At 69.7% G+C, this 17,837-nt stretch carries 19 protein-coding genes; 16 read left to right on the top strand and 3 right to left on the bottom strand.

Features of this window, described 5'->3' with window-relative positions:
- Positions 1-48: 48 nt before the first annotated feature.
- Positions 49-537, bottom strand: coding sequence for a DUF6326 family protein (locus DCE93_RS13950; RefSeq protein WP_108596409.1), 489 nt, complete (start codon positions 535-537; stop codon positions 49-51).
- A gap of 235 nt (positions 538-772) precedes the next feature.
- On the opposite strand from DCE93_RS13950, the gene DCE93_RS13945 reads away from it, so the two are divergent.
- From DCE93_RS13945 to DCE93_RS13925, 5 genes are all read left to right on the top strand, one after another.
- Entirely contained in the window at positions 773-1,447 is a 675-nt protein-coding gene (locus DCE93_RS13945) for a TetR/AcrR family transcriptional regulator (protein ID WP_108596408.1), read from the top strand.
- Positions 1,448-1,744: 297 nt separating this feature from the next.
- Complete coding sequence (gene dnaK / locus DCE93_RS13940) at positions 1,745-3,613, top strand: molecular chaperone DnaK (RefSeq protein ID WP_108596407.1); 1,869 nt, start codon at positions 1,745-1,747, stop codon at positions 3,611-3,613.
- 2 nt (positions 3,614-3,615) lie between these two features.
- Positions 3,616-4,248, top strand: a complete 633-nt coding sequence (locus DCE93_RS13935) for a nucleotide exchange factor GrpE (protein WP_108596406.1) — start codon at positions 3,616-3,618, stop codon at positions 4,246-4,248.
- A 109-nt stretch (positions 4,249-4,357) separates the two neighbouring features.
- A complete protein-coding gene (locus DCE93_RS13930; RefSeq protein ID WP_108596405.1) occupies positions 4,358-5,353 on the top strand; it encodes a DnaJ C-terminal domain-containing protein in 996 nt (331 codons plus the stop codon).
- A gap of 9 nt (positions 5,354-5,362) precedes the next feature.
- A complete protein-coding gene (locus tag DCE93_RS13925; protein ID WP_108596404.1) occupies positions 5,363-5,779 on the top strand; it encodes a heat shock protein transcriptional repressor HspR in 417 nt (138 codons plus the stop codon).
- 20 nt (positions 5,780-5,799) lie between these two features.
- Here the strand turns inward: DCE93_RS13925 and DCE93_RS13920 are convergent, their stop codons facing one another.
- The gene (locus DCE93_RS13920; RefSeq protein ID WP_244284188.1) at positions 5,800-6,465 is read right to left on the bottom strand and encodes a hypothetical protein; all 666 of its coding nucleotides are present in this window, start codon (positions 6,463-6,465) and stop codon (positions 5,800-5,802) included.
- 158 nt (positions 6,466-6,623) lie between these two features.
- On the opposite strand from DCE93_RS13920, the gene DCE93_RS13915 reads away from it, so the two are divergent.
- The 4 genes from DCE93_RS13915 to DCE93_RS13900 all read left to right on the top strand — a co-directional run bounded on the left by DCE93_RS13915 (position 6,624) and on the right by DCE93_RS13900 (position 10,053).
- Positions 6,624-7,772: a class I SAM-dependent methyltransferase gene (locus tag DCE93_RS13915; RefSeq protein ID WP_108596402.1), complete on the top strand. Its 1,149-nt coding sequence runs from the start codon at positions 6,624-6,626 to the stop codon at positions 7,770-7,772.
- A gap of 125 nt (positions 7,773-7,897) precedes the next feature.
- The gene (gene clpS, locus DCE93_RS13910; protein ID WP_108596401.1) at positions 7,898-8,188 is read left to right on the top strand and encodes an ATP-dependent Clp protease adapter ClpS; all 291 of its coding nucleotides are present in this window, start codon (positions 7,898-7,900) and stop codon (positions 8,186-8,188) included.
- Complete coding sequence (locus DCE93_RS13905) at positions 8,185-8,676, top strand: DUF2017 family protein (RefSeq protein WP_108596400.1); 492 nt, start codon at positions 8,185-8,187, stop codon at positions 8,674-8,676. Before clpS ends, DCE93_RS13905 begins: the two co-directional genes overlap by 4 nt.
- A gap of 147 nt (positions 8,677-8,823) precedes the next feature.
- A complete protein-coding gene (locus DCE93_RS13900) occupies positions 8,824-10,053 on the top strand; it encodes a DUF998 domain-containing protein (RefSeq protein WP_244284187.1) in 1,230 nt (409 codons plus the stop codon).
- A 60-nt stretch (positions 10,054-10,113) separates the two neighbouring features.
- On the opposite strand, the gene DCE93_RS13895 is transcribed toward DCE93_RS13900, so the two are convergent.
- On the bottom strand, positions 10,114-10,530 hold the full coding sequence (locus tag DCE93_RS13895; protein WP_108596399.1) for an SHOCT domain-containing protein: 417 nt from the start codon (positions 10,528-10,530) through the stop codon (positions 10,114-10,116).
- Positions 10,531-10,752: 222 nt separating this feature from the next.
- Here DCE93_RS13895 and DCE93_RS13890 point away from each other — a divergent pair, with 222 nt between their 5' ends.
- The 7 genes from DCE93_RS13890 to DCE93_RS13860 all read left to right on the top strand — a co-directional run bounded on the left by DCE93_RS13890 (position 10,753) and on the right by DCE93_RS13860 (position 17,702).
- Entirely contained in the window at positions 10,753-12,048 is a 1,296-nt protein-coding gene (locus DCE93_RS13890) for an ion channel protein (RefSeq protein ID WP_108596398.1), read from the top strand.
- A gap of 64 nt (positions 12,049-12,112) precedes the next feature.
- Entirely contained in the window at positions 12,113-13,777 is a 1,665-nt protein-coding gene (locus DCE93_RS13885) for a SulP family inorganic anion transporter (RefSeq protein WP_108596397.1), read from the top strand.
- A 39-nt stretch (positions 13,778-13,816) separates the two neighbouring features.
- Positions 13,817-14,488: a GAP family protein gene (locus DCE93_RS13880; RefSeq protein WP_108596396.1), complete on the top strand. Its 672-nt coding sequence runs from the start codon at positions 13,817-13,819 to the stop codon at positions 14,486-14,488.
- On the top strand, positions 14,488-15,558 hold the full coding sequence (locus tag DCE93_RS13875) for an AI-2E family transporter (protein ID WP_108596395.1): 1,071 nt from the start codon (positions 14,488-14,490) through the stop codon (positions 15,556-15,558). Before DCE93_RS13880 ends, DCE93_RS13875 begins: the two co-directional genes overlap by 1 nt.
- Positions 15,559-15,651: 93 nt before the next feature.
- Positions 15,652-16,080: a DUF6325 family protein gene (locus DCE93_RS13870; RefSeq protein WP_108596394.1), complete on the top strand. Its 429-nt coding sequence runs from the start codon at positions 15,652-15,654 to the stop codon at positions 16,078-16,080.
- Positions 16,081-16,084: 4 nt separating this feature from the next.
- Positions 16,085-16,426 carry an SHOCT domain-containing protein gene (locus DCE93_RS13865; protein WP_244284186.1) on the top strand — a complete coding sequence of 114 codons (342 nt, stop codon included), beginning with the start codon at positions 16,085-16,087 and terminating at the stop codon, positions 16,424-16,426.
- A gap of 133 nt (positions 16,427-16,559) precedes the next feature.
- Positions 16,560-17,702 (top strand): type III polyketide synthase, encoded by a 1,143-nt coding sequence (locus DCE93_RS13860; protein WP_108596392.1) that lies wholly within the window; start codon positions 16,560-16,562, stop codon positions 17,700-17,702.
- Positions 17,703-17,837 lie beyond the last annotated feature (135 nt).

Raw genomic sequence — 17,837 nt, 5'->3', positions numbered from 1 at the left:
GCCGGGTGATGGACGGCGGGATCACGCCGTAGGCCTTCACACGGATACCTACTGTCGAAGGTCCTGTCGAAGGTCGGTCGTCGCGGAACCGGCTGGGACGGCGGGGGTTCGAGGCCAGGTCCAGGCGGAGCGCAGGATGAAGGCCAGGAGCAGCACCTCGATTCCGATGGAGAGGCCGTAGAAGAAGGCCCACTCCCAGGTCGCCCCTGCCGCATTGAACACCGAGTATGGGATGTAGAGCGATGCCACGACGAGGTTCGTGGCGCGGTTCACCCGGGCGGGCAGCGTGATGGAGAGCACCACCATCAGGGCGGGGATCGCCACGGACGCGAGCATGATGGTCAACAACGTCGAGCTGACGTCGAACCTCCAGACGAGGCCATTCAGGATGCCGTCGACGACGCCTGGCTTGTAGAGGTTGAAGAAGTCGACGTAGATGTAGAGGAACATGAAGCTGGTCCATGCGGCGGCAAGCTTGGCCTGCACGGGGATCGGCGGGTTGTCGAGCAGGTGCGGGGTGTTCGTTCGGATGGTCATCGGTTCTTCTTTCGAGAGGAGCGGTCCGTCCGCCGGAGTGGCGGCAGGTCTGGGCGTGCATACGCACGGGATGGGTCGTTCTCGTCGGTGCGGTCGTCAGACGGTGACGACGACTTTCCCTCGGGTGTGCGACTCTCGCCGGCTCGTACACCGTACGCGTACACCGTACGCGTACACCGTACTATTACGCGTACGCTGTACGATTGTCAAGCCGATCGAGAGAGCGAGGGGACCCGTGTCTGCGAAGGAACAACGCCAGGTCGCGTCAGACGCGGGGCTGAGCAAGCAGCGGGTGGTGGTCGAGGCGGTCCGGCTCGCCGACCGCGAGGGAGTCGACGGGCTGAGCATGCGCCGGCTCGCTGGCGCGCTCGGCGCGGGCGCGATGTCGCTCTACCACTACGTGGCGAGCAAGGACGAGCTGCTGGACGCCATGGTCGACCTCATGTTCGAGGAGATCGAGCTCCCGCCCGAAGAGACCGACTGGCAGTCGGCGATGCGACGTCGGGCAGTATCCGCTCGACAGGTTCTCGCAAGCCACCCGTGGGCGATCGGCCTGTTGGAGTCGCGGACATCGCCGGGCCCCGCGAACCTCCGCCACCACGAAGCGGTCACCGCCTGCCTGCGGAGGGCCGGCTTCACGGTCTTGATGGCGACGCACGCCAACTGGTTGCTCGACAGCTATGTCTACGGTTTCGCCCTGCAGGAAGCCAGCCTGCCGTTCGACACAGCCGATGAGTTCGCGAACATGGGCGAGGACGTCTACCTGCCCCAGCTTCCTCCTGACGAGTTCCCCTACCTCAACGAGTCCGCCGCGGCGCTCGTCGCTGCCGGCTACGACCCAGCCGAGGAGTTCACCTTCGGCCTCGACCTCGTCCTAGCCGCCCTCGAGCCCCTGAGAGCCTCCGCATAGCGACGCTCACGGACCGTCGATCTCGCCCGCAGGCGACGCCGTCACGCGCCCAGTTTCAACCCGCAGGAATACCCGGCACCCGGCCTGAGTTGAGTCAAGTACACTCAAGTTTCACCGCCTCGACTTGACAGGGTTCAGAGGCATTGAGAGGCTTGAGTCGGCAAGGCTCAAGTCTTGCTCACAGGTACTTCGGTTGCGGGCCAGGAAGGGTCGAACCGGTATCCGGCCCTGCTGAACACGAACCGTGCGCGACTCGCGTGCGGCTCGGGCGGCGGGCGGGGAGAAGGAGAAACACATATGTCACGAGCAGTAGGAATCGACCTCGGCACCACCAACTCGGTCGTCGCGGTCCTCGAGGGCGGCGAGCCCACGGTCATCGCGAACGCAGAGGGCCTGCGCACCACCCCGTCGGTGGTCGCATTCACGAAAGACGGCGAGGTGCTCGTCGGCGAGACCGCGAAGCGCCAGGCGGTCACCAACGTCGACCGCACCATCGCGTCGGTCAAGCGCCACATGGGCACTGACTGGAAGACCGCCGAGATCGACGGCAAGCGCTACACGCCGCAGGAGATCTCGGCGCGCATCCTGCAGAAGCTGAAGCGAGACGCCGAGCAGTACCTCGGCGACACGGTCACCGACGCGGTCATCACCGTGCCGGCGTACTTCAACGACGCCGAGCGCCAGGCCACGAAGGAGGCCGGCGAGATCGCAGGCCTCAACGTGCTGCGCATCATCAACGAGCCCACCGCGGCCGCACTCGCGTACGGCCTCGACAAGGGCAAGGAAGACGAGCTCATCCTCGTCTTCGACCTCGGTGGCGGCACCTTCGACGTGTCCCTCCTCGAGGTGGGCAAAGACGACGACTTCTCGACCATCCAGGTGCGGGCGACCGCCGGCGACAACCGCCTCGGCGGCGACGACTGGGACCAGCGCGTCGTCGACTGGCTCATCAAGAAGTTCAAGGAGACCACCGGCGTCGACGTCTCGAACGACAAGATCGCCAAGCAGCGCCTGAAGGAGGCCGCGGAGCAGGCCAAGAAGGAGCTGTCTTCGAACATGAAGACCAGCATCCAGCTGCCCTACCTCTCGCTCACCGAGAACGGCCCCGCGAACCTCGACGAGACGCTCACGCGCGCCGAGTTCGAGAACATGACGAGCGACCTGCTCGACCGCACCAAGAAGCCGTTCGAAGACGTCATCCGCGAGGCCGGCGTCAAGCTCTCCGACATCGCGCACGTCGTGCTCGTCGGCGGCTCGACGCGCATGCCCGCGGTCAGCGAGCTCGTGAAGAAAGAGACCGGCCAGGAGCCCAACAAGGGCGTCAACCCCGATGAGGTCGTCGCCGTCGGCGCGGCCCTCCAGGCGGGCGTCCTCAAGGGCGAGCGCAAGGATGTGCTGCTCATCGACGTCACCCCCCTCAGCCTCGGCATCGAGACCAAGGGCGGCATCATGACGAAGCTCATCGAGCGCAACACGGCCATCCCCACGAAGCGCAGCGAGACCTTCACGACCGCCGACGACAACCAGCCGTCGGTCGCGATCCAGGTCTTCCAGGGCGAGCGCGAGTTCACCCGCGACAACAAGCCGCTCGGCACCTTCGAGCTCACCGGCATCGCGCCGGCGCCGCGGGGCATCCCGCAGATCGAGGTCACGTTCGACATCGACGCCAACGGCATCGTGCACGTGTCGGCGAAAGACAAGGGCACCGGCAAGGAGCAGCGCATGACGATCTCGGGTGGTTCGAGCCTCCCGAAGGACGACATCGAGCGCATGGTGCGCGAGGCCGAAGAGCACGCCGCCGAAGACAAGGCCCGCCGCGAGTCGGCCGAGACCCGCAACTCCGCCGAGCAGCTCGCCTACTCGGTCGAGAAGCTCATCAAGGACAACGACGACAAGCTTCCCGCCGACGTCAAGTCCGAGGTGCAGGGCGATGTCGACGCGCTGAAGACCGCGCTCGCCGGAGAAGACGACGAGGCCGTGAAGTCGGCCTTCGAGAAGCTCTCGCAGTCGCAGGGCAAGCTCGGCGAGGCGATCTACTCGCAGGGCCAGCAGGCCGACGCGGGCGCCCCCGCCGGCGAAGACGCGACGGCCACCGGCGCCGAGGCTTCGTCTGACGAAGACGTGGTCGACGCCGAGGTCATCGACGACGAGGAAGACAAGAAGTAACCATGTCCGACGACAAGAACCAGAACCACGACGAGCCGGTCTTCCGCGACAAGCGGAGGATCGACCCCGAGACCGGTGAGGTTCGGAAGCCGGGCGCCGAGGCCGAAGGGGCACCCGAGCAGGGTGCCCCCGAGGCAGCGGATGCCGCGGCATCCCTTGCCGGCGACGAGGAGCTCACGGTCGACGACATCCTGAACGCGGCGAACGCCGAAGTGCAGGAGCCGAGCGACGAGCACCTCGCCGACCTCAAGCGCGTCACAGCGGAGTACGCCAACTACCGCAAGCGCACCGAGGCGAACCGCGAGGCCGAGCGCGAGCGCGCCGTCGGCGCGGCCGTGGCCGCGCTGCTGCCCGTGCTCGACGACCTCGACCGGGCCGAGAAGCACGGCGATCTCGAGAGCGATGCACCGTTCGCGACGATCGCGGCGAAGCTGCGCGGTGCGGTTGAGAAGCTCGGCCTCACCCCGTTCGGCGAGGTGGGCGAGGTCTTCGACCCGCAGCGGCACGAGGCGATCTTCCAGCAGCCCGCAGACGACGTCGAGACCGACACGGTCGCCGATGTCGTCGAGACCGGGTACACCCTCGGCGGCACGCTGCTTCGTGCGGCGAAGGTCGTCGTGAAGACCCCGCAGTAACCGGCTCGGCCGGCCGCGGCATCCCTTCGGCGGATGTCGCGGCCCGGCCGTCACGGTCATCCGACAGACTCAAGACAGATTTCAGACAGACTCGAGAGAGGAGGTGCCAGTGGCCAGTCAGGATTGGTTCGACAAGGACTTCTACAAGGTGCTCGGCGTCTCCAAAGACGTGAGCGACGCGGAACTCAAGAAGACGTACCGCAAGCTCGCCCGCAAGTACCACCCCGACTCCAACCCCGGTGACGCTGCCGCCGAGGCGAAGTTCAAGGAGATCAGCGAAGCGCACTCCGTGCTCTCCGATCCCGAGCAGCGCAAGGAGTACGACGCCGTGCGCGCGATGGGCTCGGGCGCACGCTTCACCGCGCCCGGCAGTGCCGGCGGCGCCGGCGGCTTCGAAGACGTCTTCGGCGGCATGTTCGGCCAGGGCGGCGGCGGGCGCAGCCAGTCGTACACCTTCCAGCAGGGCGGCGACTACGACGACCTGCTCGGCGGCCTCTTCGGCGGCGGCCGGTTCGGCCAGACGACCGGCGGCTACCGCGGCACCGGCGGCCCCACCAAGGGTCGGGATGTCTCGGCGTCGACGACGCTCGACTTCGTCACCGCGACCAAGGGCGACCAGATCACCCTGCAGACCTCCGAGGGCAAGCCGATCACCGTGCGCATCCCGGCGGGCGTCGCCGATGGGCAGAAGATCCGCCTGCGCGGCAAGGGCCACCCCTCGCCCGACGGCGGCGAGCCCGGCGACATCGTGCTCACCGTGACCGTGCGCAAGCATCCCGTCTTCGAGCGCGACGGCCTGAACCTGCGGGTCAACGTGCCCGTCACGTTCGCCGAGGCCGCGCTCGGCACCACGATCCAGGTGCCGACCCTCGGCGGAGACCCCGTGAAGGTGCGCGTCGCACCCGGCACCCCGAGCGGCCGTGTGCTGCGCGTGAAGGGTCGCGGCGTCGAGACGTCGAAGGGCACCGGAGACCTGCTCGCCATCGTGCAGGTGGCCGTGCCGTCGCACCTCTCGAAAGAGGCGAAGGAGAAGCTCGAGGAGTTCGCGGCGCTGCTGCCCGACGAGAACCCGCGCGACGAGCTGCTTGCGAAGTCGAGGGGCTAGGCGGCGCAGATGAACGAGATGAGTCCGCTCTTCGTCATCTCCGTCGCCGCCGAGCTCGCGGGGATGCACCCGCAGACGCTGCGCCAGTACGACCGGCTCGGGCTGGTGTCACCCACCCGCACCGCCGGCAAGTCGCGGCGCTACTCGATGCGCGACGTCGCGCAGCTGCGTGAGATCGCCCAGCTCTCGAGCGACGGGGTGAGCCTCGAAGGCATCCGTCGGGTGCTCGGGCTCGAAGACGAGGTCAGCGTGCTTCGCGCCCGCGTGCGCGAACTCGAAGCCGCACTCGCCGACGAGATGCTGAATCGCCCCGGCCGCCGCGTCTTCGCCGCCGGGTCGGCGGGCGAGGTCATCTCGCTTCGCACGGGCACCCGCGCGCGCCGTGAGAACGCCGTCGTCGTCTGGCGCCCCCTCGAGCGGGAGTGACGGCCGAGCTGCGAGCGGCGTCAGCGACCCCACGCTGAGGCCGGCGCCTCGATGACGTCGTACGGGCGCGAACTCCAGTGGGTGCCGTAGCCGTAGTGGCTCGACGCCCACGCCGAGGCCCAGATCGCCTGCGCCGTCGCGTCGGCCGAATCGCCGCGGGCGAGCGCCGCATCCACCGCCGGATAGCGCCCCGACTGCAGGTTCTCGGCCGCGTAGAAGGCGGCTTCGATGAGGGTCGGGTAGCTGCCGAGTCCCGAGCCGCCGCCGGAGCCCTGCCCGTTGTTCAGCGGGTTGTTGCGGTTCCACCAGTTGTCGGCGCCGTTCTCCTGGCGCATCCACCGCAGCATGAAGGTGATGTTCTCCTCGGTCACCGGCCAGTCGCCCTCGATGAGCACGAGCTTGGCCCAGTCGACGTTCGTGCCGCCGGCGACGAGGGTCTGCTCGCCGGTCGTCGCGACATACGACTCGTGCGAGACCGCCGGGGCGGCGACATCCGCCGCGACACTGAGGGCCTGCACCTCGCCGACGTGCGGCGCATCGGCCGCCGCGAGCGGCAGCGCCGCGCCCGACGGGGGCAGCGGAACCACGGCGAGACCCGCGAGGAGCGCGATGACCGAGAGCACCGCGGCGACAGCGAGGGAGTGCCGGGGCGAGCGCGACGGGGCGCTGCGCGGGGTACGCGTCACGGGCGTCGCGACTCCGTGTCGCGCCGCCGCCCGTCCCCCTGGCTGTGCGTGCTGCATGCGGCACCGAGGGTAGCAAACCCCGCCAGGAGTCGCATCCAGGAATCCGGCTGTGATCAGGAGCGCCGGTTCGAGCGCCCGTGCCCGCGTAGCCTTGGGGCATGACCCTCGACCTCGGCGCCCTGCGTCGCCACCCCGACGTCGAGGGGCCCGGGCTCGAGGCATCGGATGCCGCGGACCGGCTGATCCTCGACGAGGCCGCCGCGCTCATCGGCGAGGCCCGACCGGGCGAGATCGTCGTCGTCGACGACTCCTACGGGGCGCTCGCGCTCGCCGCGGCCGATGCCGGCGCACGGGGCATCCGCGTGCACCAGGACCTCATCACCGGTGAGCGCGCGCTCGCCGAGAACGCGGGCCGGCAGGGCCCCGCGGCGGCCGTCTCGTCGATGCCGCTCGGCGGCGAACTCTTCGACGGGGCACGGCTCGTGCTGCTGCGCCTGCCGCGCTCGCTCGACCGGCTCGACGAGGTGTCGGCGCTCATCGCGGCGCACGCGCGGCCCGATGTCGTGGTGGTCGGCGGCGGCCGCCTCAAGCACATGTCGCCCGCGATGAACGAGGTGCTGCGCCGCCGCTTCGAGCGACTCGACGTGAGCCTCGCGCGTCAGAAGTCACGGGTGCTCATCGCGCGCGAACCCCAGGCGGCCCACTCGTCGACCGGTGCCGTGATCGCATCCGGCGGCGAGTGGCCGCGAAGTGCCCGCCACGACGACCTCGGCCTCACGGTCGTCGCTCACGGCGGCGTCTTCGCGGGCACCGGCATCGACATCGGCACGCGGTTCCTGCTCGCGCAGCTCGGCGATGCGGTTCCGGATGCCGCGACCGCCGTCGATCTCGCCTGCGGCACGGGCGTCGTGGCAGCGTGGCTCGCGCGAGCGCGACCCGGCCTGCGGGTGACGGCGACCGATCGCTCGGCGTCGGCCGCGGCATCCGCATTGCTGACCGCCGAGGCGAACGGCGTCGCCGAGGGTGTGCAGGTCGCCCGCGCCGACGGGCTCGAGAGCCTCGCCGACGCGAGCGAACGGCTCATCGTGCTGAACCCGCCCTTCCACAGCGACGCGGCGATCTCGACCGGCATCGCCGCGCATCTCTTCGCCGATGCCGCCCGGGTGCTCGCGCCCGGCGGTGAGCTCTGGTGCGTCTGGAACTCGCACCTGCGCTACCGGCCGCTGCTCGAACGCAGCGTCGGCCCGACCCGGCAGATCGCCCGCAACGCGAAGTTCACGGTCACGGCGTCGCAGCGCGCGGGCTGACGACGGTCGCGACCAGCGGAGGATCTGGGGCGGCGAGCCCGACGACCGCGACATCGATGCGTCGAGTCGCCATTCGACGCCACCTGCGGGGTGCGGGCACCGGCACATCGTGTCAGGCTTGAGGAATGACGACGACGCTCGAGCAACTCGACACCGAAGGCGACCTGCGCGCCGTGGTCGAGCTGCCGTGGCGCACGATCGTGTGGGACGACCCGGTGAACCTCATGACCTACGTGAGCTACGTCTTCCGCAGCTATTTCGGCTACCAGCGCGACGAGGCCGAGCGGCTCATGCTGCTCGTGCACACCGAGGGTCGGGCGATCGTGGCCGTCGGCAATCGCGAGGCCATGGAGCGACACGCGCAGGCGATGCACGGCTACGGCCTGCAGGCCACGGTCGCAAGGGACGAGCCATGATCGTCGCGGGGCTCGGCGGCGGCGAAGGCGTGCGCATCGTGCTCGAGACCGAAGAGGCGATGCTGCTCTCCGAACTCGCCGACCAGGTCGACTCGGTGCTGCTGCTCGGCGAAGCCGACGACCCGGCGCTCGGTCGTCTGCTGCCCAACGCCTACCCCGACGATCAGGCCGCCGCCCACGACTTCACCCGCTACACCCGCGACAACCTCGTCGACGGCAAGCGCCAGGCGGCTCAGCGGGTGCGCGATGCGACCGCCGTCGACGAGCACGGCGGGGTGGTGCAGATCGAGCTCGACCAATCCGAGGCGTGGGGCTGGCTGACCTTCCTCACCGACCTGCGCCTCATCCTCGCCGAGCGGGTCGGCATCGTCGACGAAGACGAGACGGAGTCCGACGAGACCCGCGACGACTACCTGCGGGCCGCCTACGAGTGGGCCGGCTTCGTGCAGGGTTCGATGCTCGAGGTGCTCGACCCCATCAAGGGCTGATCCACGGCCGGCCGGGTGAGCCTCGGCCCGCGCCGCACCGCTCGCCTCCCGGAGAAGCGGGCGCCCCGCTGGCATGCTGATGCCGAGTCACCGTCGTCGCCCGGTGCATCCAGGCGGGGGCGTGCTGCACACCGACAAGGAGCGCCCATGAGCCGAGACGCCGCGACCATGCCGTCCGCCCCGACCCCGAAGGTCCCGACCCCGAAGGTGCTGGCCGCGATGCCGGCCCCGATCGTGCCGACATCGATCGCCCGAGTGCTGCGGAACCCCGCGGCGAACGCCGAGTCCCTCGAGTCGATCGCCCTGCTCATCGGCGCCGCCACCTTCGTCGTCGGCGGGCTCGTCGCCTGGATCGCCTTCCTCGGCCACAACCTGCCGATCGCCGGGGAGGGCTCGCTCGGCGAGTTCATCGGCTACGGTGCCGCGGCGGCGACGCTCATCACCTTCCTGATCGGCCGGCTCGCCCTGCGCACCCAGAACGCGGCCGGCCGTGCTGAGGCGAAACGGCTGGGCCTCGACGCGCCCGGCGCGCACATCCACTGGTTCGACCTCGCCGCGATCGGCGTGGCCCACGCCGCGATCGCCCTGCTCGGCTGGATCGGCCTCGCCGACCTCCTCGAGCAGAGCTTCCAAGGGGCGGTCGTCTTCACGATCCCCGGTGCCCTGCTCGCCGGCGTCGGCATGGCGGTCACCGCCTACGCGGCGTTCCTCTCCTCGGTGCACCTCACGCCGATGATGCTCTCGTTCGTGCTCGCCCTCTTCCTCGTGGTGGGGTCGCTCGCGAGCATGCTGAGCTCGAGCGACGCCCTGTGGTGGCAGAAGAACCTGAGCGCACTCGGCATGACGAACGACATCTCGGCGCTCGCGTTCAACATGACCCTGATCATCGCCGGGGTGATCGTCACGACCATCGCCAAGTACGCGACCGCCGCGGTGCCCACGGCGACCCGGGCCGAGCTGCGGGGGCGCAACATCGTGCGGGTCGGCATGATCCTCATCGGGATCTTCCTCGCCTGCGTCGGCATCTTCCCGGTCGACCGGTTCTTCATCCTGCACAACACGGTGGCGACGGGCATGGCGGTCGCCTACGCGATCCTCGTGATCGGCTTGCGCTGGTTCATCCCGTCGATGCCGAGGGTGTTCATCCTGCTCGGCTACGTCTACGTCGGCGTGATCGTCGTGCTGACGGTGTTCTTCGCGACCGGGTACTACAACCTCACCGCGGTCGAGCTCGTCGTGTCGGTGCTGATCTTCAGCTGGATCATCGTCTTCCTGCGAAACTCGGGTGCGATGCACGGGCAGCAGGCGCCGGCCGCCGCGGAACCGGCCGCCGAGACGGCGACCCCCGCAGTGCCGGCCCCTGCCCCAGCCGCCTGAGCGGAAACGCTGAGAGGGCCGGATGCCGAAGCATCCGACCCTCCCGGCGGTGGTCTGCGATCAGACGGTCTGGGCTGGGTGCCCAGGGTGCGCGAGCGCCTTGGCCTTCAACACCTCGTACTCCTGCTGGGTGATGCTGCCGGAGTCGAGCAGGGCCTTGGCCTTCGCGATCTCATCAGACGGGCTGCCGGTGCCGGCGGTCTGGCGGATGTACTCGTCGGTTGCCGCCTGCGCCTGCTTGTACTCCCTCTGCGAGCGCTCGGCCATGCCGTTTCCGCGGGCGATCAGGTAGACGAGCGCGGTGAGGAACGGCACGAAGATCAGGAAGACGATCCAGACCGCCTTCCACCAGCCGTTGAGCTTCTGGTCGCGGAACAGGTCGCCGATGATCGCGAACAGCGCGAACAGATATGCGACGAATGCGAACGCCCAGAGGAACCACCAGATCAGGTCCCAGAAACTCTCCCAAAAACTCATATCGCAGCCTTTCACTGAAAATGAGCGCCCCCCCCTGAGAGCGCTGCTGAGGCGAACCTATCGCGTGGCATGGTCGCGAGTCCAGAGATACGTCTCGGAACTCTGTGGGCGTCGCGGCGGCGAGTATCCCACCGCGCGGGCTGCGGCGGCGGTAGCCTCGGCATCGGGAGGGACCATGGCGAACCGTGCGGCAGCGCATGACCTCGAGGGCGGGATCCGACCGTGAGCCTCGCCATCCCGCCCCGCGACCCCGAGGTCACGCCGAAGCGACTCGTCGTCCTCGCCGTTCCCGCGCTCGCGATCGGCGTCATCTCCGCACTCGTGCTCTGGGCGCTCGATCGGGTCGCGGCGGTGCTGCAGTCGGCGCTCTGGGATGCGCTGCCCGACGCCCTCGGCGTCGATCCCTCGGGCTGGTGGATCGTTGCCGTGCTCACTCTCACCGGCCTCGCGGTCGGCCTGGTGCTGCGGTTCGTGCCCGGCCATGGCGGCCCCGACTCGGCGACCACCGAACTCGTCGAGCAGCCGCAGCCGCTGCGGAACCTCCCCGGCCTGCTCATCGTGACCGTGCTGGCACTGGCCGGCGGCGTGAGCCTCGGCCCCGAGAATCCGATCATCGCCGTCAACACGGCGCTGATGGTGGCGGCCATCGCGAGACTCATGCCGGCAGTGCCGAAGCAGCTCACCGTGCTGCTCGCCGCCTCCGCCACGATCGGTGCGCTGTTCGGCACCCCGGTGGCCGCGGCGCTCGTCTTCACCGGAATCGTCGCCGCGCTGAAGTCGGGGGGCGCGCTCTGGGACCGGCTGTTCCTGCCGCTCGTCGCCGCCGGTGCCGGCGCCTTCACGATGCGTCTCCTCGGTGCGCCGATCTTCTCCTCCGATCTGCCCGCCTACGGCGCCCCGCAGGCGGTCGACCTGCTGACCGGTGCGCTCGTCGCGAGCGGCGCCGCCGTCATCGGGCTCGCGATGCTCGCAGCGTTCCCGATCATCTACCGCGCCATGCACGCGCTCCGGCATCCGGTGCTGATCGCCACGGCGGGCGGTCTGCTGCTCGGGCTCCTCGGGCTGCTCGGCGGCCCGATCACGATGTTCAAGGGCCTCGAGCAGATCGGCGACCTCCTGGAGCATCCCGACGATTACGACGGCGCGCAGCTCGCGGCGATCGCGGGCATCAAGATCCTCGCGTTGCTCATCGCCGCGAGCTCGCTGTTCCGCGGCGGGCGGGTGTTCCCGGCGACGTTCATCGGCGTCGCGCTCGGAATGCTCGGTCACGCCCTCATCCCATCGCTGCCACTCGGCCTCGCCGTCGGCTGCGCCGTCGTCGGCGTGCTGCTCGTCGTGACCCGTGACGGGTGGATCGCGATCTTCGTCGCCGTCGCCGTCGCCGGCGACATCACGATCCTGCCCATGCTGTGCGTGATCGTGCTGCCGGTGTGGCTCCTCGTGACGGGGGCGCCCGAGTTCCGGATCGCGCCGCCGAAGGGACCGGCGCCGGCGTCGACACCGGCCGGGGCCGACTGAGCGTTCGCGCTGCGAGCGCATCGGCTCGCTAGGGTCGGAGCAGAGCACGATGGAGGGGGGTCCAGTGCAGAAACCGTTGGCAGGGCTCAGCAGGCGGAACGTGTTCCGCGAGCTGACCGCGGGCGTCACCCTTCTCGCGATCGCCATCCCCCTCAACATCGGCTACGCGCAGATCGCCGGGTTGCCGCCCACGGCCGGCCTCTACGCCCTGATCGTGCCGACGATCGTCTACGCACTGCTCGTCTCGTCGCGCCAGCTGATCGTGTCGCCGGATGCCGCGGCCGCCGCCCTCGTCGCCTCGTCGATCGGCGGACTGGCGACGGCCGGCAGCGCCGACTACTCGACGCTCGCACTCGCGCAGGCGATCATCTGCGGCATCCTCTTCGTGCTGATGGCGGTGTTCAAGCTCGGCTTCATCGCGAACTTCCTGTCGAAGCCGATCCTCGTGGGCTTCGTCGGCGGGCTCGCGCTCGACATCCTCGTGAGCCAGATCGCGAAGATGCTCGGCGTGAAGATCGACTCGGGCGGCGAGTTCACCGACAAGGTCGTCGGGCTGGTCACCGGACTCGGCACGCTGAACCCGTGGTCGGCGCTCATCGCTGCGCTCTCGGTCGCGGTGCTCGTCGTCGGGCAGCGGTTCCTGCGGCGCGTGCCGTGGGCGCTCATCGTGCTCGTCGTCGCGACCGTCGCCGTCGTGCTCACGGGGCTCGTCGACGCGGGGGTCGACGTGCTCGGCGAGGTGCCGGCCGGGCCGCCGACGCTCACCTGGCCGGTCATCGACTGGTCGATGTGGCTCATGCTCGTGCCCTCGGCGATCGCACTCACGATGGTGACCACGGCCGAAGGCCTGCTGGTCTCCCGCGCCTACGGCGACAAGCGCGACTACTCGACTCGGCCGAACCGCGACCTCTTCGCCTTCGGCGCCGCGAACATCGCGGCGGGTGCGAGCGGCAGCTTCGCCATGGGCTCGTCGACCTCGCGCACCGCGGCGATGGACCAGGCGGGCTCCCGCACGCAATTGCCGTCGCTCGTGCTCGCGGTCGGCACGCTGCTGCTGCTCCTCTTCGGCACCGCCCTGCTCGCCGACATCCCGTCGCCCGCCATCGGCGCGATCGTCGGAGTCGCGATCCTGCCGCTCCTCGGCATCGGCGACTTCCGCATGCTCTGGAGGGCCGACCGCTTCGAGTTCGCCATCGCCGCGGCGTGCTTCCTCGTGACCCTCTTCATCGGCTCCATCGCGGGCATCGTCGTCGCGTTCGTGCTCGCGCTCGTCAACCTCGCCAAGCGGGCGGCGAACCCGCCGATCGACGTGCTCGCGGCGGGGGACTCACCCGCCGAGTCGCTGCTCGGCGAGGCCGCGATCGGCACGGTGACGGCTCCGGGCGTGGTCGTCGTCCGACTCGCCGCCCCGCTCTTCTTCGCCAACGGCTCGGTCTTCGCCGACGCGGTCAAGAAGGCCGCGAAGGCCGAGCCCGAAGGCTCGGTGCGTCACGTCGTCATCGACATGGAGGCGGTGACCGATGTCGACGTGACCGGCGCCGAGAGCTTCGCCACGCTCGTGGAGTGGCTGGAGGCCCGAGGCATCGAGCTCGGGTTCAGCCGAGTGCGGTCCGATGCCCGGGCGCGCCTGACCGAACTCGGCCTGCTCGGCGAGCACCGCGTCTTCGACACCAACCGCGCCGCGATCACGGCGCTCGCCGGCGCACCGCAGACACAACGGGATTCATAGTCGACGGCGGACGCGTCCGCCAGACGGGAGAACACACACATGGGCGAGGTCATCGGCGGCATCCTGCCGCTCGCACTCGGAATCGCGATCAGCCCGATCCCGATCATCGCGGCGATCCTCATGCTGCTCTCGCCGAAGGCGAAGGGCACGAGCGTCGGCTTCCTCATCGGCTGGGTGCTCGGCATCGTCGTCGCGGTCGTGGTCTTCACGCTGCTCGCGTCGATCATCCCCGAGCAGGACCCGGATACCGCCAAGCCGATCGCCGGCGCGATCAAGATCCTGCTCGGCGCCGGCCTGCTGTTCCTCGCGCTGCGGCAATGGCGCGGGCGGCCGAAGCCCGGCGAGACGGCGGCGCTGCCGAAGTGGATGTCGGCGATCGACACGATGACCACCGTGCGCGCCGCGGTGCTCGCCTTCCTGCTGGCGGCGGTGAACCCGAAGAACCTGCTCATGGCCGCCGGCGCCGGCGTGATCATCGGCACGGGAGGCCTGAACGGCGGCGAGATCACGCTGTCGATCGTGATCTTCGTGGTCATCGCGGCCTGCTCGGTCGCGGTGCCCGTGATCGCCTACCTCGTCGCCGCAGAGAAGATGGCCGCTCCGCTCGAGTCGCTGCGCACCTGGCTCGTGCAGAACAACGCGACCGTCATGGCGGTGCTGCTCCTCGTCATCGGAGTCGTCATGGTCGGCAAGGGCATCGGGAGCTTCTGATGGGGGATGCCGCGGCGACGGACGCTCCCGCACGAGTCGACGGCCCCGGTCTCGCGCACGGCACTCGCGTGCTGCTCACGCTCGCGGCGGCGGTGATCGTCTTCGCAGGCATCTGGTTCGCCCGCGACATCCTCGCCCCCGCTGCGGTCGCCGCGGTCGTCGTGATCATCGCCCACCCGGTGCGCCATCCGCTCGAGCGACGCGGCTGGCCGAGCTGGCTCGCGACGACCGCGGTGATCGTGGTCGCGTACCTGATCCTCGCCGCGCTCGGCACCTTGCTCGTCGTGGCATCCGCGCAGTTCATCGCGATGCTGCCCGACTACGCCGACGAGCTCGCCGCAACCGTGCATGCCGTCTCGGACTGGCTCGCCTCACTCGGCCTCTCGAGCGACGCGGCGTCCTCGGCGGCGTCGGCGGTCGACCCCGAGGCACTGCTCTCGATCGCCGCAGGGGTCGCCGACGCCGTGCTCGGCACCGCGACCGCGTTCTTCTTCGTGCTCGCCTACGTCATCTTCATGGCGGCGGACGCCTCGCGCCTCGGTCGCGACGGCCGGGTCTTCGGCACCGCGGCGGCCGAGGCGATCGGCACCCGCTACTTCTCGGGCGTGCGCCGCTACTACGTGGTGAACGCGACCTTCGGCCTCATCGTCGCCGTGCTCGACGGGCTGCTGCTCTGGGCGATCGGCGTGCCGATCCCGATCGTGTGGGCGATCCTCGCGTTCGTCACCAACTTCATCCCGAACATCGGCTTCGTGATCGGCGTCATCCCGCCGGCGGTGCTCGCACTCGTCGTCGGCGGTTGGCCGCTCGCGCTCGTCGTGGTGCTCGCCTACAGCGTGATCAACGTCGTGCTGCAGGTGCTCGTGCAGCCGAAGTTCGTGAGCGATGCGGTCGGCCTCAGCCTCGCGCTCACCTTCTTCTCGGTCGTGTTCTGGACTCTCGTGATCGGCCCGATCGGGGCGATCCTCTGCATTCCGCTGACCCTGCTCGTGCGCGCGCTGCTGCTGGAGCCCGACCCGAGGGCGGGCGCGCTGCGGCGGCTCTCGGGTGATCCGCAGGCGGTGGCGTGAGGCGGATGAGGGGTCCATCGACGAATCCCAACGGACTGTAGCGCCGCGAGGGGCGGCGCGCGTAGTCTGCAACCACGTGAGATAGGGGAGATCATGGCGGACTTCGAATACGGCCCGGTGGAGTTGTATCTGGTGGGGTTCGAGGGTGACCGGCCCGATCCCGGCACCATCGAGGCGATCGGCGAGTTGATCGAGGGCGGTGAGATCCGGCTGCTCGACTTCCTCGTGATCTCGCGGGAGCTCGACGGTTCGGTGCTGATCACCGAGTTCGAAGACGTGAGCGACGAGTACGGCTTCGGCACGGTCGAGCTCGAGGCGATCGGCCTCGTCGCCGACGAAGACGTCAACGAGCTCGCCGAGGGTATTCCGCCGGGCACGTCGGGCGCACTGCTCGCGATCGAGCTCGTGTGGGCGAAGCGACTCGCGTCGAAGTTCGCCCAGTCGGGTGGCATCGTGCTGCAGACCGAACGCATTCCCGCGCCGGTCGTCAACGCCGCGCTCGCCGAAGCCGAAGAGGAGTAGGAACATGCCGTTCAGAAGAATGGGACGCCCGGGGCTCGTCGGCCTCGCCGCCCGCACCGCCGTCGTCGCCGGCACGGCCACCGCCGTCAGCGGTGGCATGCAACGGCGCCAGCAGCAGAAGGCGCAAGACCAGTACGAGCAGCAGGAGTACGAGGCGCAGCAGCAACAGGCGCAGGTGGATGCCGCGGCGCAGCAGGCCGCGGCACAGCAGGCCGCCGCTGCGCCGGCTGCTCCGGCCGGTGGGGTCGACATCGTCGGCGAACTGCAGAAGCTCGGCACCCTGCACGAGCAGGGCATCCTCAGCGACGACGAGTTCGCCGCAGCCAAGGCGAAGCTGCTCGGCTGAGCCGCGGCACGCGTCGACCCCTGCTGGACCCGCCGACCCCTGCCCGGACCCGCCTCGCCCGCGGGACTTAGCCGACCCGGCGAGCCTTGCGCAAGTCCTGTCGCGGCATCCGCCCGCCTGCCTACACTGAGGCATGACCGTCACCTTGAGAGGCGTCTCCACCGTCGTTCCGCCGACTGTTCTCGTGCAAGAAGAGGTGCGCGACGTGTTCGCCGCCCAGCCCGGGCTCGGCCGCCTGGCCGAACGCATCGTCGCCACCTCGTTCAACGTCTCGGGCATCGAGACCCGCTACACGGTGCTCGAGGAGCTGAGCCGCGACGCGCACCCCGACGAGCCGACCTTCTTCGACGTCGGCTCCGGGGAGCTGCTGCTGCCGGGCACCAAGGCCCGGAACGAGCTCTACGCCGAGCACGCGACGCGGCTCTACGTCGAGGCGGGCCGCCTCGCCATCGAGGCGACGCCGGGCATCGAGGCATCCGATGTCACGCATGTCATCACCGTCTCGTGCACGGGCTTCTACGCGCCGGGGCCCGACTTCATGATCGCCCGCGAGCTCGGCCTCGACCCCGGCGTCGAGCGCTACCACCTCGGGTTCATGGGCTGCTACGCGGCGATTCCGGCGCTGCGCATCGCGTCGCAACTGGCGAAAGCGGATGCCTCGGCGGTCGTGCTCGTCGTCTCGGTCGAGCTCTGCACGCTGCACCTGCGCTCCTCGAACGACCCCGACACGATCGTCGCCTCGTCGCTCTTCGCCGACGGCGCGGGGTCGGGCATCGTGACGGCACGGCCCACCGAGCCCGGCGAACGCGCCTTCGAGCTCGACCGCTTCGCGACCCGCATCACCCCGGTGGGCGAGGGCGACATGGCGTGGAAGATCGGCGACCACGGCTTCGAGATGGTGCTCTCCAACGCGATCCCGGCGATCATCGACGACCACATCACCGGCGCCCTCGAACCGCTCTTCGCGCACGACGAGGCGCTCGCGACGGCGCTGGCGACCGACGGGTCGAGCGACGCGATCGAGCACTGGGCGATCCACCCCGGCGGGCGGAGCATCCTCGACAAGGTCGAGTCGAGGCTCGGGCTCACCGAGGCCCAGCTCGTGCCGGCGCGCGAGACGCTGCGCGACTTCGGCAACATGTCGAGCGCGACGGTGCTGTTCGTGCTGAAGAACATCCTGCATTCGGATGCCGCCGCCGACGGCGACCGGGTCGCAGCGATGGCGTTCGGGCCGGGCCTGACCGTTGAGTCGGCACTGATGACCGTGCGGTTGTGACGCTCGTGCGCCCCGGAACCCCACCCGCCCGCACTCCATCATCGCCGTGCACAACTGCGGATATACGATCGGGCGCGCCGCTGATCGGCTTCGCGCGTCGGCGCGCCCGATCGTATATCCGCAGTTCTGAGCGGG

Origin of the sequence: Agromyces badenianii (genome assembly GCF_003070885.1) — a bacterium.
Classification (GTDB): Bacteria; Actinomycetota; Actinomycetes; order Actinomycetales; family Microbacteriaceae; genus Agromyces; species Agromyces badenianii.
The sequence above is the reverse complement of the archived record's forward strand: the minus strand, read 5'-3'. Positions and strand labels throughout refer to the sequence as shown.

Bases quoted from the DNA above. Each gene is read 5' to 3' on its own strand.
- DCE93_RS13905 (WP_108596400.1), top strand. From the start codon at position 8,185: ATGATCGTCGCGGGGCTCGGCGGCGGCGAAGGCGTGCGCATCGTGCTC.
- DCE93_RS13860 (WP_108596392.1), top strand. From the start codon at position 16,560: ATGACCGTCACCTTGAGAGGCGTCTCCACCGTCGTTCCGCCGACTGTT.
- DCE93_RS13880 (WP_108596396.1), top strand. From the start codon at position 13,817: ATGGGCGAGGTCATCGGCGGCATCCTGCCGCTCGCACTCGGAATCGCG.
- DCE93_RS13900 (WP_244284187.1), top strand. From the start codon at position 8,824: ATGAGCCGAGACGCCGCGACCATGCCGTCCGCCCCGACCCCGAAGGTC.
- DCE93_RS13895 (WP_108596399.1), bottom strand. From the start codon at position 10,530: ATGAGTTTTTGGGAGAGTTTCTGGGACCTGATCTGGTGGTTCCTCTGG.
- DCE93_RS13950 (WP_108596409.1), bottom strand. From the start codon at position 537: ATGACCATCCGAACGAACACCCCGCACCTGCTCGACAACCCGCCGATC.
- DCE93_RS13925 (WP_108596404.1), top strand. From the start codon at position 5,363: ATGAACGAGATGAGTCCGCTCTTCGTCATCTCCGTCGCCGCCGAGCTC.
- dnaK (WP_108596407.1), top strand. From the start codon at position 1,745: ATGTCACGAGCAGTAGGAATCGACCTCGGCACCACCAACTCGGTCGTC.
- DCE93_RS13865 (WP_244284186.1), top strand. From the start codon at position 16,085: ATGCCGTTCAGAAGAATGGGACGCCCGGGGCTCGTCGGCCTCGCCGCC.
- DCE93_RS13875 (WP_108596395.1), top strand. From the start codon at position 14,488: ATGGGGGATGCCGCGGCGACGGACGCTCCCGCACGAGTCGACGGCCCC.
- clpS (WP_108596401.1), top strand. From the start codon at position 7,898: ATGACGACGACGCTCGAGCAACTCGACACCGAAGGCGACCTGCGCGCC.
- DCE93_RS13915 (WP_108596402.1), top strand. From the start codon at position 6,624: ATGACCCTCGACCTCGGCGCCCTGCGTCGCCACCCCGACGTCGAGGGG.
- DCE93_RS13935 (WP_108596406.1), top strand. From the start codon at position 3,616: ATGTCCGACGACAAGAACCAGAACCACGACGAGCCGGTCTTCCGCGAC.
- DCE93_RS13870 (WP_108596394.1), top strand. From the start codon at position 15,652: ATGGCGGACTTCGAATACGGCCCGGTGGAGTTGTATCTGGTGGGGTTC.